The following is a 13,209-nucleotide window of genomic DNA, read 5'->3' on the forward strand; positions in this document are numbered from 1 at the left end:
CTTGTGCCGGGCATAAACGTCCTCAGAGCCTTTGATCGATGACTCCCCGCACCGCAACGCTGATCGGATTGACCGCGATCCTGATGTGGTCGCTGCTGTCAGTGATGACGGTGGCGACCGGAAAGATCCCGGCATTCCAGCTGGCCGCGATGACGTTCGCGATCGGCGGGCTCGTCGGCCTGCTCACCTGGATCGGCCGCGGCGCAGCGGCCAAAAGCCTGCGTCAGCCGCTGGTCGTGTGGATCGTCGGTGTCGGCGGACTGTTCGGCTATCACGCGCTGTATTTCCTCGCGCTGCGCTTTGCGCCACCGGCTGAAGCCGGCCTGCTGAATTATCTGTGGCCGCTCCTGATCGTGCTGTTCTCGTCGTTTCTGCCGGGCGAGCGGCTTGCCGTGCATCACGTCGTTGGCGCCCTGCTCGGCCTCGTCGGCACCGTGCTGCTGTTCGCCGGTAACACCTCGGGCTTCACGCAGGGACAATTGCCGGGTTTGGCCGCGGCCTTCATCGCAGCGTTCGTGTGGGCGATCTATTCGGTGTTGTCGCGGCGACTGAAGGCGGTGCCGACCGATGCGGTCGCGGGATTCTGCCTCGCCACCGCGGTGCTCGCCGCGCTGATGCATGGACTGCTTGAAACCACGGTGTGGCCGGACACGACGCCGCAATGGCTCTCCGTCATCGCGCTCGGCATCGGTCCCGTCGGTGCTGCGTTCTACGCCTGGGACATCGGCATGAAGCGTGGCGACATCCGCGTGCTCGGCGCCGCCTCCTATGCGACGCCGCTGCTCTCGACCGGCTTCCTCATCGCCGCTGGCTTTGCCAATGCCAGCGCCAACATCACCATCGCCGCGATCCTGATCGCCGGCGGCGGCCTGATTGCGGCGAAGGACATGTTGCTGCGGAAGCGGTAGCATCATTGCCGGCGCAAGCCGAAGCGACAGGGCCTTAGGGCTCCCAGCCCTTCGGCGCGAGCTCGAACTTCGCGAACTCGAAGGCGGGCGCCACGGTGCAGCCGACCAGGGTCCACTCGCCGGTGGTCTCTGCCGTCTGCCACGCATCGGCCGGCACGATCGCCTGTGGCCGCTCGCCGTTCAACAGGTCCGTACCGAGCCGTACCTCGTGCTGGGAGCAGCCTTCGTGCGCTATCCGCAGGGTCAGCGGGCTGCCGGCGTAATAGTGCCAGCTCTCGACAGCATCGATGCGATGCCAGTGCGAACGCTCGCCGCGCGCCAGCAGAAAATAGATCAGGGTCGAGCGCGCGCGGCCGTTGGCGTCGGTGGTCTGGTCGCGAAACGTCTCTCGGTAATGCCCGCCTTCGGGATGCGGGCGGAGTTCGAGGCGCGCGATGATCTCGGCTGCGGTCGGCATCGATTCCCGTCAGGATCTGTTCTTCAAGACTTGTTCTTGCGCTCGCGCAGCTCGCCGAACACCGCGGTGGCATCCGCGCCCTTCATGTGCAGCCTGGCTGCGATCGAGGGTTCGTCGGCGCGCAGGAACACGTTTGTCCGCTTCTCGTCACCAAGCAGCGCGGGAATGGTCGGCTTGTTCTCGGCCCGCAGCCTCGCCACCTCCGCCGCGCGCGACTGCAGCGCCGCATTGTCGGGGTCGACGGTCAGCGCGAACTTGACGTTGGAGGCCGTGTATTCATGGCCGCAATAGAGCTTGAAGTCGCCGGGCAGGGCACGCAGCTTCAGAAGCGAATCCCACATCATCGGATAGGTGCCCTCGAACACGCGGCCGCAGCCGATCGAGAACAGCGTGTCGGCGGCGAACAGCGCTTTGTCGGTGTCGAACACATAGGAGATGTGGTCGAGCGTGTGGCCGGGCGTCTCCAGTACGCGCCCCAGCAAGCTGCCGACCCTGACGATTTCGGCATTGGCGACGCGCAGGTCGACGTCTGCGATCTCCGTCGTCTTGTCATGCGGCGCGACGACGCGGCAATTGTATTTCTGCTTGAGTTCGGCGACCCCGCCGACATGATCGCCATGATGATGGGTGATCAGAATGTCGGTGAGCTGCCACCCCTCGCGCTCGAGCGCCCTCACGATGGGGCCGGCCTCCGGCGCGTCGATCGACGCCGTCGCCTTGGTTTCCACATCGTGGATGAGGTAACCGAAATTGTCGTTTAAACAGGTGAAAGTACGAATTTCGGCGGCCATGTCATCTCCGATCGCGCTCAGCTCCGTCAGACAAATATGGCGTTAACGTTGCGCAGGCAATGCAATATTCCGCGCGCGGGGGCCGCCTCGTGCATGTTACATTGCGATCATGACCATTGATGTCGTCGACCTCCGCGAGTTCTACTCCCGTCGCCTCGGGATTGTGGCGCGGCAAATGATCAATCGCGGCATTCGGGAGCGCTGGCCGCGCGTCGATGGCCAGCGGGTGCTCGGCTTCGGCTATCCCACGCCCTATCTCGGGTTGTTCCGCGAGGACGCGGAGCGCTGCATCGCCTTCATGCCCTCGGCCCAGGGCGTCCTGAAATGGCCCACCGGACGGCCGGCGCTTGCCTCGCTGGTGGACGAGTTCTCGCTGCCGCTTCCCGACGCCGCGGTCGATCGCATCCTGCTGGTCCACGCACTGGAAATGTCGGACGATCCGGCCGCGCTGCTGCGCGAGGCATGGCGCGTGCTGTCGCCGTCCGGTCGCGTGATTGCGGTCATCCCGAACCGGCGCGGGGTGTGGACCCGCACCGACAGCACGCCGTTCGGTCACGGCCGGCCCTATTCGCGTTCGCAGATCACGGACCTGTTGCGCCAGACCTGGTTCACCCCGACCGCCTGGGGCGAGGCGCTGTTCATGCCGCCCTATGCCGGGGGCTGGGTGCTGAAATCCGCACAGATGTGGGAGCGGGCCGGCGCGGCGCTGTCGCTGCCCTTCGCCGGCGTGCACATCGTCGAGGCGACCAAGCAGGTCTACCGCGCGATCCCCGCCAAGCGCGAGCGGGCGCGGCTCATTCCATCACTGGCGAAGCCGGTGCTGGTACCATCCTCGACGACGGCGACGCGCGGCTAAAAACAAATCGTCCCGGACATGCCGGGACGATTCGGGTCAGGACATCTGGCGCAAGATGTCCGGCGAAAGGCTTACTCGCCGGGAGCCACTTCGTCGCTTGAGGCGGCCGGAGCGGCTTCGCGCTCGGGGCGCGGGCCATTCGGGCGGCGGCGCCGCCGCGGAAAGCGCTCGCCACCACCACCTTCGAAGCCGGCCTGGCCGGGCGCGCCACCGCTCACCTGCGGCTGCGGGCCGGTGATGAAGGAAGGCAAACGATCGACGCTGACGGCGTCGGCGACGACGGGCTGAGGCTGGTTCAGCGGTAGCGGTTGCGGCTGGGGCTGATATTGCGGCTGCGGACGATGGTCGCGTTCGCGATGCTCGCGCGGCTGCTGGTTGTCGCGCTGATAAGCATGGTTGTCGCGGGGCTGATGATCACGCGGCTGATGATCGCGCGGGCCGTCGCGGTCGCGGGTGAAGGGCGGCGGTGGCGGCTGTGGGACAAAACCCGGTTCCTGGCCGAAATTCGAGAAATTCTCGCCGTCGTCCTCGCCGTCGTCACCGCTGTTGTTGCTGATGGGCTCGTCGCCGCGCGGTTGCTGGTTCTGCCGGAACTGTTCCTGAGCCGTCGCGATCAGACGAAAATAATGCTCGGCATGCTGGTAGTAGTTCTCGGCCGCAACGGGGTCTCCGGAGGAGCGCGCGTCGCGCGCGAGCTGGAGATACTTTTCAGCAATATGCGAAGCCGTGCCGCGGATCTTGATGTCAGGTCCGTTGGACTCGTAGACCCGGGTCATCGGGTTCTGGCCGCGCCGGTTATTATTGTTGTTATTGTTATTATTATTGTTGCGGTTGCGCATCCGCTGCTTGTTCTGACCGTTTCTCATGTTCTGCCTTTAATTCCAGCCCTAAAGGTTGCACGCATTACTGATTGCCGAGAGTGACTTGATGACAGCGGTTCACATCGCTTGCGCGCAACCGCACGCAAGAGCGGATTGATCCCTGCCGATGTTCGTCGACCGTCGCGTTCAACAAAAGACGCGTTCCCCACCGCCAGCATCCATCGCCAGCGAACCCATTCATATCGCCTGCCGAAACAAGCCCTGCTTTGTTGCGTAAGTCTTCAAGCGCAATATCAGGCTTTCGTTCACGTTGCGGTCGGTAAGCAGCGCAGCTCAAATGGCCATCGCGCTCAACAGGACCTGCGGCTTGGAACCATTATCAGTAAGCTCTCGCCCGAGAGCCCGGCTTTCGCCCGTAGGTCTACGGGGCCGGCACCGATGTGTTGATAGGAAGGTAGTCGTTCCCAAGGGATATTCCAAGAGGTTTTTTGCAGCCCAATCCGGCTTTTATGGGGGCATTTTCCGGGCCGAAACCGCCCGTGGGATGCCCGCCAGATCGGCCTTGGGCGGCCTGTCCACGACCAACGCGGCAGCCGTCATCAAGGTTTCAATATTTCGGGCCTGGCCCTGTCCGGCCTCGACGATCAGTGCTCCGCCGGCGGCGAGACGTTCAGTCGCCTGTGGGATCAGGGCGCGATAGGCGTCGTAACCGTCATTGCCGCCGTCGAGCGCCAGATGCGGATCGTGCTCGCGCACCTCGATGCTCAGTTTCGGAATTTCGGCCGACGGGATGTAGGGCGGATTCGACACGACGAGGTCGAACGGGCCGCGGAGCGCCGCTGCGTAGGAGCAGGCAACGAAGCTCGCGCGGTCGGCGAGGCCAAGAGCCGCGGCGTTGTCTCTGGCGGTCTTGAGCGCGGTCAGACTGAGATCGGTGCCGACGCCGACGGCGCCGGGAATTTCGTGCAGCAGCGCCAGCAGGATGGCGCCGGATCCGGTGCCGATATCGGCGATGCGCGGGCGCCGTCCCGAATTCGTGAGCCCATGAAAGATCTCGAGCGCCAGTTCGACCACGGTCTCGGTATCCGGCCGCGGCACCAGCGTCGCCTCGGATAGCTGGAACGGCAGGCCCCAGAATTCCCGAGCGCCGAGAATGCGGGCGACGGGCTCATGCGCGAGCCGGCGCTGCGCATACGCTTCCAGCCGCGCAGCCTCTTCAGGCGCGAGTTGTCGGCCCGCCTGCGTCACCATCCCGGTCAGATCAAGCCTCAGCGCAGCTCCGACGAGCAGGCGCGCATCGAGGGCGGGCTGCTCGATGCCGGCCGATTGCAGCCGTGCCGCAAGCACGCGCCGCGCACTCTCGATGCTGTGTCCGGGATCGAAATCTGTCGCCAATGGAACCATCCTGCCTAGCATCGTGGATAGATCGGCTGGCTTGCTTGCGTCAATGAAAAGGAGCGCGTCAGATCGCGCCTCGCAACCCAAGGAGGGTCCATGACGCCCTACGACGATCAGAACGTCTTCGCAAAGATCCTGCGTGGCGAGATCCCCTGTTTCGAGGTTTTCAGGGACGACCGTAGCCTCGCCTTCCTCGACATCATGCCGCGTTCGCCCGGGCACACGCTGGTCGTTCCCCGGGCGCCGGCACGCGGCATCCTCGACATCGCGGATGACGACCTCGCCGCGGTCGCCCGAACCGCCAAGCGGATCGCGATTGCCGCGATGAAGGCGTTCGACGCCGAGGGCATCATCCTTCAGCAGTTCAGCGAGCCGGCCAGCGGCCAGGTGGTCTTTCACCTGCACATGCACGTCATGCCGGTCAGGGCCGGAATCGAGCTGCTGCCGGCGCAGACGCGCAAGGAGGATACGGCGGTGCTCGCCGCTCACGCCAGGCGAATGATCGCCGCGCTCTAGACACCGAGATAGCGCTGGAGCAGCTCCGGCTGGGCCTTGAGCTCCCGCGCCGGCCCTTCGTGCACGATATGTCCGTTGTTGATGATGTAGATCCGTGTCGCCAGCGCCAGCGTCGCCGCCAGGTTCTGCTCGACCAGCACGATGGTCTGGCCGGCGGCGGCGAGCTCGCGGCAGGCCTTGACCAGATCGTGGACGATGACGGGCGCGAGTCCCTCGAACGGCTCGTCCAGCAGCACGATCTTGGGATCACGCACGAGCGCCCGTGCGATCGCGAGCATCTGCTGTTCGCCCCCGGATAGCTCGGTGCCGCGGTTGTTGCGCCGCTGCTTCAGCCGCGGAAACATCTCGTAGATGCGATCGAGCGGCCAGCGTTTCGGCGCGGTGATGCCGGCGAGGACGATGTTTTCCTCCACCGACAGGCTGCCGAAAATGCGGCGTTCCTCGTGCACGAGCTGCATGCCGGCCTGCGCGATTCTGTGGCTCTTGCGCCCGGCGATATCGATGCCGTCGAATTTCACGCTGCCGCTACGCGGCGTCACGACGCCCATAAGGCTCTTCAGCGTGGTGCTCTTGCCGGCGCCGTTGCGTCCGAGCAGCGCCACCACCTCGTGAGGCTCGACATGCATGGCGACGTCGAACAGGATGTGGGAGTCCCCGTAATAGCTGTTCAGGCCGTTGACCTCGATCAGGCTCATGCCGCGATCTCTCCGTGCACGCCACCGAGATAGGCTTCCTGGACGGCGGCGTTGGCCTTGATTTCCTCCGGCGTGCCGGAGACCAGCACCCGGCCTTCCTGGAGCACGGTGACGCGCTCGACCAACTCGAACAGCGAATCCATGTCGTGGTCGATGATGATCATGGTACGGCCGCGCGCGATCGACTTGAGCAGCTTGACGGTCTCGAGACGCTCTCGCGGGCTCATGCCGGCGAGCGGCTCGTCAAGCAGCAACAGGCGCGGCGACGTGGCGAGCGCAAGCCCGATTTCCAGCCTGCGCTTCTCGCCATAGGCGAGCTCGGACACGGGCGTGTCGGCACGACGGGTCAGGTTCACCAAAGCGAGCGTGTGCGCCACCTGCTCCGTCAGGCCCTTGACGCCGCCGAGCGTGCGGAACAGGTCGAGCCGGAATTTTCCGCGCAGTTCGGCAAGGGCTGCGATCGTCAGGTTCTCCCGCACCGTCAACCCGGTGAAGAGCTGGTTGACCTGGTAGCTTTTGGTCAGTCCGAGCTGGCAAACCTCGGTGACCTTCAATCCCGTGATGTCGCGGCCCTCGAACACGATCTGGCCGGAGCTCGGCGCGATCTCGCAGGTCAGCATCTTGAAAAAGGTTGATTTGCCGGCGCCGTTGGGGCCGATGATCCCGCGCAGCTCGCCCCGATTGACGCTGAAATCGATGTCGCTGTTGGCAACGAGGCCGCCATAGCGCTTGGTCAGGCCGGTGGCTTTCAGGATCGGCCCGGAATAGGCGGGGTGCTCGACCTCCTTGGCCTGCATCGGCGCCGGTGGAGGTTGCAGCCTGGCCTCGGTGTCAGCGGCGTCCTGCTCCATCTCCGCATCCGCCTGCTTTCGCTTTCCCGAGACGAGGCGGTAGAGATCGGCAAGGCCGCCGATGATGCCGCCGCGCAGGAAGCAGACCAGCAGCACGAACACGACACCCAGCACCAACTTCCAGGCTGCGCCGAGGCCCAGTGCGGACTGCAGGAAGTCCTGAAGGAACAGCCAAACGGTTGCGCCGACCAGCGGTCCGAACAGCGTGCCCCTGCCGCCGATGGCCGTCTGCATCACGAGCTGGCCCGAGGTGTCGAAGGTGAAGGCGTCGGGCGGCATGAAGGCCTGGAGCACGCCGAGCAGTCCGCCGGCGAAGCCCGCGTAAGCGGCTGCGATCACGAAGGCGGTCAGCTTGTAGCCATGGATGTTGTGGCCGACCGCCGTGGCGCGCAGCGGATTGTCGCGGATCGCACTCAGAACCGCGCCGACCGGCGAGCGCACGATCCTGAGGGCGATGACGACGCCGACGAAATAGCACAGCGCGATGAACTGATAGAGCGACCAGCCATTGGTGAAGTGGATGGAGGTGAAGCCGAGATTGAAGCTCGGCGTCGGCACGCCGGGCAGGCCGTTTTCGCCGCCGGTGAAATCGGAAAGTGGATTGAATTCGACGAAGAAGAACACTTCCGCGATTGCCACGGTGATCATCGCGAAATAGATGCCGGTGCGGCGCAATGCGATCAGGCCGATCAGGTAGCCGGTCGCTGCGGCCGCGATCATGCCGATGATCAGCGCGCCCAGCACGTTGCCGAAGCCCGCGCGGGTCAGCAGGTAGGCGGCGACGAAGCCGCCGGTGCCGTAGAAGGCGGACTGGCCGAACGAGAGCAGGCCGGTGAAGCCGAACAGGATGTCGAAGCCGAGCCCGAACAGGCCCCAGACCAGGATCCTGTTCACGGTGTTCGGCGCGAAGCCGAGATGAGGCAGCACGAAGGGGGCTGCGATCAAGCCGATCGCAGTCAGGGCTTCGATCAGGAAGGGGCGTTGCTTGAGCATCAGGTGATCGCTTACTCGCGGCCCTGGACGCCGAGCAGGCCATGCGGTCGTACCACGAGTACGAGCGTCATCGCCGCAAACAGCATCACATAGGCATAGCCGGGGTTGAACATGGAGGTGACGCTGATGATCTCGCCGGCGATCAGGCCGCCGAGAATTGCGCCGGGGAACGAACCGACGCCACCGATCACCACCACCACGAAAGTCTGGACCAGGATGTCGTCACCGATGCCCGGTGTCAGCGACACCACCGGCGCGTTGACGATGCCGGCAAAGCCGGCGGCCATTGCGCCGATGCCGAAGACCGCCATGAAGACGCGATAGACATTGATGCCAAGCGAATCCACCATCACCGAATCCTCGATGCCGGCGCGCACAATCATGCCCAGCCGGGTCCGGTAGAGCACGATGAACAATGCGCCGAGGGCGATCGCGACGATGCCGACGACGGCGAGGCGGTAGGTCGGATAGAACATGAAGCCGAGATTGGTGATGCCCTGGAATAGCGCCGGCGGCGGCACCAGCTGCGACTGGCTCGAGAAGATCAGGCGCACGAGCTCGACGAAACAGATGCCGAGCCCGAAGGTCACGAGCAGCTGATCCTCGTGCGGACGATGATAGAAATGACGGATGATGACGCGTTCCATGAGAACGCCGAGCAGCATCACGAACAGGGAGCCCGCGATCACGGCAAGGATGAACGACTCCGTGTACTGATAGGCGACGAAGCCGGCATAGCCGCCGATCATGAACATCGCGCCGTGTGCGAGGTTGAGCACGCCGAGCGTGCCGTAGATGATGGTCAGGCCGGAGCTGATCAGCGCGAGCAGGGCGCCGAGCGCGAGCCCGTTGAAAAGCTGTGAAACGAGGTTGGGCCAACTTATCATGCGACAATCGCTGTTGTGGCGCGCGATGTTGCGCGTCAGAAAAAGGCGACGCCGCGGGACCGGAGTGCAGTCCGCGGCGTCACAGGGGTTGGCGAGGTCTCAGCTGTAGTCGCCGAGATGGCAGCCGAAGGCGTCGGGCTTCTGCATCAGGCCTTCACCCGGGACGATCTCGACGACGTCGTACCAGTCTTCCTTGTTCTTCATGTCCTTCTGCTGCTTGCCCTTGACGATGATCACCGGGCGGACGCATTGGTGATCCTCCGGGCGGTAATGGACGTCGCCGACCAGGGAGGGGATCGTCTCGCCCTTCTCGTAGGTCTTGATCACGTCAGGCGGACTGAAGCTGCCGGCCTGCTCGCACATGTGCGCCCAATGCGCGAAGCTGACATAGGCGTTCTCGGCGCCCCATTCGGGCTTGTAGCCGTACTTCTTCTCGAACGCTTCGTTGAACATTTTCGCCAGCGGGAACTTGTCCTCGATGGTCCACCAATAGTCGGTGGCGGCGTAGACGCCCTGCATCAGGCCCCCGGTCTCGCGCGCGATGAAAGGCACCTGGTACGGCACGACCAGCTTCATCTTGTCGAGCACGCCAAACTGCTTGGCCTGTTGTGTCGACAGTACCGCGTCGTGGCCCCAATTGACGTTGATCAGCACGTCGGCGCCGGAGTTGGCGACGTTCAGCAGGTATGAGGAATAGTCGGGGGCGCCGAGCGGGGCGACCTGGTTGGTCACGGTGGTCCAGCCGGCGGTCGCCAGGAAGTCCTGCATCGATTTGGTAACGGTGTGGCCGTAGGTGTAGTCGGGCGTCAGATACGCCGCCTTCTTGCCCTTGCCGAACTCACGTACCATCACCGGGCCGATCGCTGCGGCCGCAGTCTGGCCGTAGAAGTTCTGGCGAAAGCCGTAGCGGACGCAATCCTTGCCGGTGGTGTCGTTCGAGCCGGAAATGCCGCATACGAAAATCACATGTTCGCGCTGGGCGAGCTTGTTCAGCGCCACCGCAACGGCGCTCGACGTGCCGCCGGTGATCATGATCGCCTTGTTCTCGCTGATGAAGCGCTGCTGCGCCTGCACTGCCTCGTTCGGCTTGGCCGCGGAATCGGCGACGCCGAACTTCAGCTCCTTGCCGAGCACGCCCTTGCTGGTCTTGGGCGAGATCTTCTTGATCAGCTCGTGGCCTTCATTGATGTGCTCGATCGCGAGCTGGTAGCCCTTGAGCTCGTCTTCACCCTGCACGGCATAGGTGCCGGTGCGCGGCACCGAGATGCCGATGAAGGCGGTGGAGCCCGAGACCCCTGCGGGGTAGGAGCCGATCGCCGGCTTGTCCTCGGCAAACGCCGGCATCCCCGGCAGAACCGCGCCACCGATGAGGCCCGCGGTGGTCTGAAGCAGGCCACGGCGCGAAAGGCCGCGGCGGATGAGATTGTCAGTCATGATCGTTTCCTCCGAACGTCGTTCTTGTTTGCAGGCAAAGCACGACCTGTCCGACGGCAGCCGGCCTCGAAGGCCTGTCCGCGCCGGGCACGTCACATCCGCGTGTAGCTCTTGGGCGCAAGCATTGCTTGTGAACGCCTTCTGTCAATTTCGTCTTTGGTCGAACGCCGAAAATTATCTCGTGAAAACATATCGCATCACGATATATATTAGCCTTTGTGAGTACGAGGCTGGTGAGTTCGGCGAGAGAAATGGCGCGGCAGACGACAGTGGCGGGTACCCGAAAGCGAGGGTCGTGGCCGCAAGGTGCGGAGCGGCAGGAGGCGGCGTGGCCGGAAGAGGTGAGCGGGCAGCGGGCGACACCGCAGTCCGGCGATGCCTCGCGCATGCCCGATCCGCGCAACTGGCCGGCCGGCCGGCGCGGGCCCGTCGTCGGCCCCGTTCAGGCGAAGCGCGCACCAGGTCCGATGCAGAAGTTGAGCGTGCGCGCCCAGAACGTCCTCAAGGAGCTCGCGGTCGAGCTCACTGCCGAGCAGCCGCCGAAGGGGAACTGGTCGCCCTCGCGCGAATTGCTGCTTGCGCTGACGGCTGAACGCCTCGCGACCGCGCGCAATTGCGGTCCTCACACGATGAGGGAAATCATCGACTGGGCGCAGGGCTGTGGCGTGACGATCAAGCCGGTGATTCCGCCCGGGGGGTCGCTGTCGCAGATGTGGGCGGAATTGATTAGCAATGCATCCGCGGGCGCCTTGACCAGCGCCGAGATTGCCGGCGCGCTGCAGCGCTCGATCCGGCGGAAAAGCGTCCGCATCCCGATCGCGTTCCAGGTCATCCTGGTGAAGATCCTGCTGTCCAGCTTCGAATAGCTGGCGATATTTGTGTATCCGGGGCGCCGGTCGGTTGGTTCGGCTTGGCCTTCCTTGCTAGTCTCGGTGAGGCCGCCCGTTGCGCCGGCTGGCTCGACGTCGCAGGCAGGGAATGGCCCCATCGAAGCGGAAGACGACACGCCCATCGCGTGCTGTGGCCACAAAAGGTGGCGCGATGCGCGAGGCCGACTACGGGGCGCTTGCGCAGTTTCGCTATCAGCTCCGAACCTTCCTGGCCTTCAGCGAAGCCGCGGCCCAGAGCGCCGGCTTGACGCCGCAGCAGCACCAGGCGCTGCTGGCGATCAAAGGATTGGCCGCCCCTGACGGCGCCAGCGTCGGCGACATCGCGCGCTTCCTGCTGATCCGGCACCACACCGCGGTGGAGCTGGTGGATCGCATGGCGAAACTGAAGCTGATTGGCCGGGAAGCCGACCCGGATGATGCGCGGCGCGTCCTGGTCAAGCTGACAGCGAAGGGCGAGCGGAAGCTGCGATCCCTCTCGCGCATCCATCTGGACGAGCTCAGCGCCGCCGCGCCCGGTTTGGGCAAGATCCTGCGAGCGTTTCGAGCCAAGAGATGCTGAGGACACGCTGAAGAAAGCGCGAAGCCGCGAGCTCTACGCCGCCGCGCCCTGAGCGGCGAGCTGCGCGGCCTGGTGCTCGGTGGTCAGCGCGTCGGTCAGTTCGCCCAGCGCTTCGCCCGCCATCACCTGCGGCAGCTTATAGAGCGTCAAATTGATGCGGTGATCGGTGACGCGTCCTTGCGGGAAATTATAAGTGCGGATGCGCTCGCTGCGGTCGCCGGAGCCGACCTTCTCCTTGCGCTCGGCCGAGCGCGCCGCGTCGAGGCGTTGCTGCTCGGCGTCGTAGATGCGCGAGCGCAGGATGTTCATGGCGGAAGCGCGATTCTTGTGCTGCGAGCGGCTATCCTGCATCATCACCACGATGCCGGTCGGGATGTGGGTGATGCGGATCGCCGATTCGGTCTTGTTGACGTGCTGGCCGCCGGCGCCTCCGGCGCGCATCGTCTCGATACGCAAATCATCGTTCCGGATCTCGACGTCGACCTCCTCCACCTCGGGCATCACGGCGACGGTGGCGGCAGATGTGTGGATGCGCCCCTGCGTCTCGGTGTCCGGCACGCGCTGCACCCGGTGCACGCCGGACTCGAACTTCAGCTTAGAGAACGCGCCGCGGCCCTGCACCTCGGCGATGATTTCCTTGTAGCCGCCGACGCTGCCTTCGCTGGCCGAGATCACCTCGACCTTCCAGCCCTGCAGGGCCGCGAAGCGCTCATACATCCGGAACAGGTCGCCGGCAAACAGCGAAGCCTCGTCGCCGCCGGTGCCGGCGCGGATTTCCAGCACCACGTTGCGATCGTCCATGGCGTCCTTCGGCAGCAGCGCGACGCGGATCTTCTGGACCAACTCCTCGATCTTCGGCGTCAGCTCGCCGCGCTCGGCTTCCGCCATGGCGCGCATCTCGGCATCGGTCGCGGGATCGGCGATCAGCGCCTCGGTGTCGGCGAGCTCCTTGAGGGCCGAACGATAGGTCTTGACCGCTTCGATCAATGGCGTGAGCTCGGCGAGCTCACGCGTGATCTGCACATAGCGTTCGGAGGCGAGCTGACCGAGCGATTCGGCCTCGAGTGAGGCGTGATGCGCGAGCAGGACGTCCAGTTTGGCTTCGGGGAGTGACGACATCGGTTCGGTCTCAAATGCGGAAAAGGGCGAGGCG

14 protein-coding genes are annotated in these 13,209 nt (G+C 64.7%); 5 read left to right on the forward strand and 9 right to left on the reverse strand.

The features are described 5' to 3' along the window. The first annotated feature begins 38 nt into the window (after window positions 1-38). Window positions 39-908: an aromatic amino acid exporter YddG gene (gene yddG / locus IVB19_RS01570; protein WP_247820900.1), complete on the forward strand. Its 870-nt coding sequence runs from the start codon at window positions 39-41 to the stop codon at window positions 906-908. 34 nt (window positions 909-942) lie between these two features. Here the strand turns inward: yddG and IVB19_RS01575 are convergent, their stop codons facing one another. Next, window positions 943-1,365 (reverse strand): cupin domain-containing protein, encoded by a 423-nt coding sequence (locus IVB19_RS01575; protein ID WP_018452883.1) that lies wholly within the window; start codon window positions 1,363-1,365, stop codon window positions 943-945. Window positions 1,366-1,388: 23 nt separating this feature from the next. Next, on the reverse strand, window positions 1,389-2,156 hold the full coding sequence (gene gloB, locus IVB19_RS01580) for a hydroxyacylglutathione hydrolase (RefSeq protein WP_247820901.1): 768 nt from the start codon (window positions 2,154-2,156) through the stop codon (window positions 1,389-1,391). 109 nt (window positions 2,157-2,265) lie between these two features. Here gloB and IVB19_RS01585 point away from each other — a divergent pair, with 109 nt between their 5' ends. Then, on the forward strand, window positions 2,266-3,012 hold the full coding sequence (locus IVB19_RS01585; protein ID WP_007599158.1) for a class I SAM-dependent methyltransferase: 747 nt from the start codon (window positions 2,266-2,268) through the stop codon (window positions 3,010-3,012). Between the two features lie 71 nt (window positions 3,013-3,083). Here IVB19_RS01585 and IVB19_RS01590 read toward each other — a convergent pair whose 3' ends face one another. Both IVB19_RS01590 and prmC read right to left on the reverse strand, forming a co-directional pair. Beyond that, the gene (locus IVB19_RS01590; RefSeq protein ID WP_018452885.1) at window positions 3,084-3,878 is read right to left on the reverse strand and encodes a DUF4167 domain-containing protein; all 795 of its coding nucleotides are present in this window, start codon (window positions 3,876-3,878) and stop codon (window positions 3,084-3,086) included. 462 nt (window positions 3,879-4,340) lie between these two features. Then, complete coding sequence (prmC, locus tag IVB19_RS01595; RefSeq protein WP_247820902.1) at window positions 4,341-5,237, reverse strand: peptide chain release factor N(5)-glutamine methyltransferase; 897 nt, start codon at window positions 5,235-5,237, stop codon at window positions 4,341-4,343. A 90-nt stretch (window positions 5,238-5,327) separates the two neighbouring features. Between prmC and IVB19_RS01600 the strand changes: the two genes are divergently transcribed. After that, window positions 5,328-5,747 (forward strand): HIT family protein, encoded by a 420-nt coding sequence (locus tag IVB19_RS01600; protein ID WP_018452887.1) that lies wholly within the window; start codon window positions 5,328-5,330, stop codon window positions 5,745-5,747. Here IVB19_RS01600 and IVB19_RS01605 read toward each other — a convergent pair. The 4 genes from IVB19_RS01605 to IVB19_RS01620 form a co-directional block, all read right to left on the reverse strand. Then, on the reverse strand, window positions 5,744-6,442 hold the full coding sequence (locus IVB19_RS01605) for an ABC transporter ATP-binding protein (RefSeq protein ID WP_247820903.1): 699 nt from the start codon (window positions 6,440-6,442) through the stop codon (window positions 5,744-5,746). The two genes, IVB19_RS01600 and IVB19_RS01605, sit on opposite strands and share 4 nt — an antisense overlap. Then, window positions 6,439-8,286, reverse strand: coding sequence for a branched-chain amino acid ABC transporter ATP-binding protein/permease (locus IVB19_RS01610; RefSeq protein WP_085348401.1), 1,848 nt, complete (start codon window positions 8,284-8,286; stop codon window positions 6,439-6,441). The genes IVB19_RS01605 and IVB19_RS01610 overlap by 4 nt, the downstream gene beginning before the upstream one ends. Window positions 8,287-8,297: 11 nt before the next feature. After that, window positions 8,298-9,173 (reverse strand): branched-chain amino acid ABC transporter permease, encoded by an 876-nt coding sequence (locus IVB19_RS01615; RefSeq protein ID WP_247820904.1) that lies wholly within the window; start codon window positions 9,171-9,173, stop codon window positions 8,298-8,300. A 99-nt stretch (window positions 9,174-9,272) separates the two neighbouring features. Next, complete coding sequence (locus IVB19_RS01620) at window positions 9,273-10,607, reverse strand: substrate-binding protein (protein ID WP_018452891.1); 1,335 nt, start codon at window positions 10,605-10,607, stop codon at window positions 9,273-9,275. A gap of 251 nt (window positions 10,608-10,858) precedes the next feature. Between IVB19_RS01620 and IVB19_RS01625 the strand changes: the two genes are divergently transcribed. Both IVB19_RS01625 and IVB19_RS01630 read left to right on the forward strand, forming a co-directional pair. After that, window positions 10,859-11,473, forward strand: a complete 615-nt coding sequence (locus tag IVB19_RS01625; protein ID WP_247820905.1) for a hypothetical protein — start codon at window positions 10,859-10,861, stop codon at window positions 11,471-11,473. Window positions 11,474-11,585: 112 nt separating this feature from the next. Continuing rightward, entirely contained in the window at window positions 11,586-12,056 is a 471-nt protein-coding gene (locus IVB19_RS01630; RefSeq protein WP_247821743.1) for a MarR family winged helix-turn-helix transcriptional regulator, read from the forward strand. 33 nt (window positions 12,057-12,089) lie between these two features. Here the strand turns inward: IVB19_RS01630 and prfA are convergent, their stop codons facing one another. Next, on the reverse strand, window positions 12,090-13,175 hold the full coding sequence (gene prfA / locus IVB19_RS01635) for a peptide chain release factor 1 (RefSeq protein ID WP_085348398.1): 1,086 nt from the start codon (window positions 13,173-13,175) through the stop codon (window positions 12,090-12,092). Window positions 13,176-13,209: the final 34 nt, after the last annotated feature.

Source organism: Bradyrhizobium sp. 187 (assembly GCF_023101005.1).
GTDB classification, from domain to species: domain Bacteria; phylum Pseudomonadota; class Alphaproteobacteria; order Rhizobiales; family Xanthobacteraceae; genus Bradyrhizobium; species Bradyrhizobium canariense_D.

Bases quoted from the DNA above. Each gene is read 5' to 3' on its own strand.
- yddG (WP_247820900.1), top strand. From the start codon at position 39: ATGACTCCCCGCACCGCAACGCTGATCGGATTGACCGCGATCCTGATG.
- IVB19_RS01575 (WP_018452883.1), bottom strand. From the start codon at position 1,365: ATGCCGACCGCAGCCGAGATCATCGCGCGCCTCGAACTCCGCCCGCAT.
- gloB (WP_247820901.1), bottom strand. From the start codon at position 2,156: ATGGCCGCCGAAATTCGTACTTTCACCTGTTTAAACGACAATTTCGGT.
- IVB19_RS01585 (WP_007599158.1), top strand. From the start codon at position 2,266: ATGACCATTGATGTCGTCGACCTCCGCGAGTTCTACTCCCGTCGCCTC.
- IVB19_RS01590 (WP_018452885.1), bottom strand. From the start codon at position 3,878: ATGAGAAACGGTCAGAACAAGCAGCGGATGCGCAACCGCAACAATAAT.
- prmC (WP_247820902.1), bottom strand. From the start codon at position 5,237: ATGGTTCCATTGGCGACAGATTTCGATCCCGGACACAGCATCGAGAGT.
- IVB19_RS01600 (WP_018452887.1), top strand. From the start codon at position 5,328: ATGACGCCCTACGACGATCAGAACGTCTTCGCAAAGATCCTGCGTGGC.
- IVB19_RS01605 (WP_247820903.1), bottom strand. From the start codon at position 6,442: ATGAGCCTGATCGAGGTCAACGGCCTGAACAGCTATTACGGGGACTCC.
- IVB19_RS01610 (WP_085348401.1), bottom strand. From the start codon at position 8,286: ATGCTCAAGCAACGCCCCTTCCTGATCGAAGCCCTGACTGCGATCGGC.
- IVB19_RS01615 (WP_247820904.1), bottom strand. From the start codon at position 9,173: ATGATAAGTTGGCCCAACCTCGTTTCACAGCTTTTCAACGGGCTCGCG.
- IVB19_RS01620 (WP_018452891.1), bottom strand. From the start codon at position 10,607: ATGACTGACAATCTCATCCGCCGCGGCCTTTCGCGCCGTGGCCTGCTT.
- IVB19_RS01625 (WP_247820905.1), top strand. From the start codon at position 10,859: ATGGCGCGGCAGACGACAGTGGCGGGTACCCGAAAGCGAGGGTCGTGG.
- IVB19_RS01630 (WP_247821743.1), top strand. From the start codon at position 11,586: ATGGCCCCATCGAAGCGGAAGACGACACGCCCATCGCGTGCTGTGGCC.
- prfA (WP_085348398.1), bottom strand. From the start codon at position 13,175: ATGTCGTCACTCCCCGAAGCCAAACTGGACGTCCTGCTCGCGCATCAC.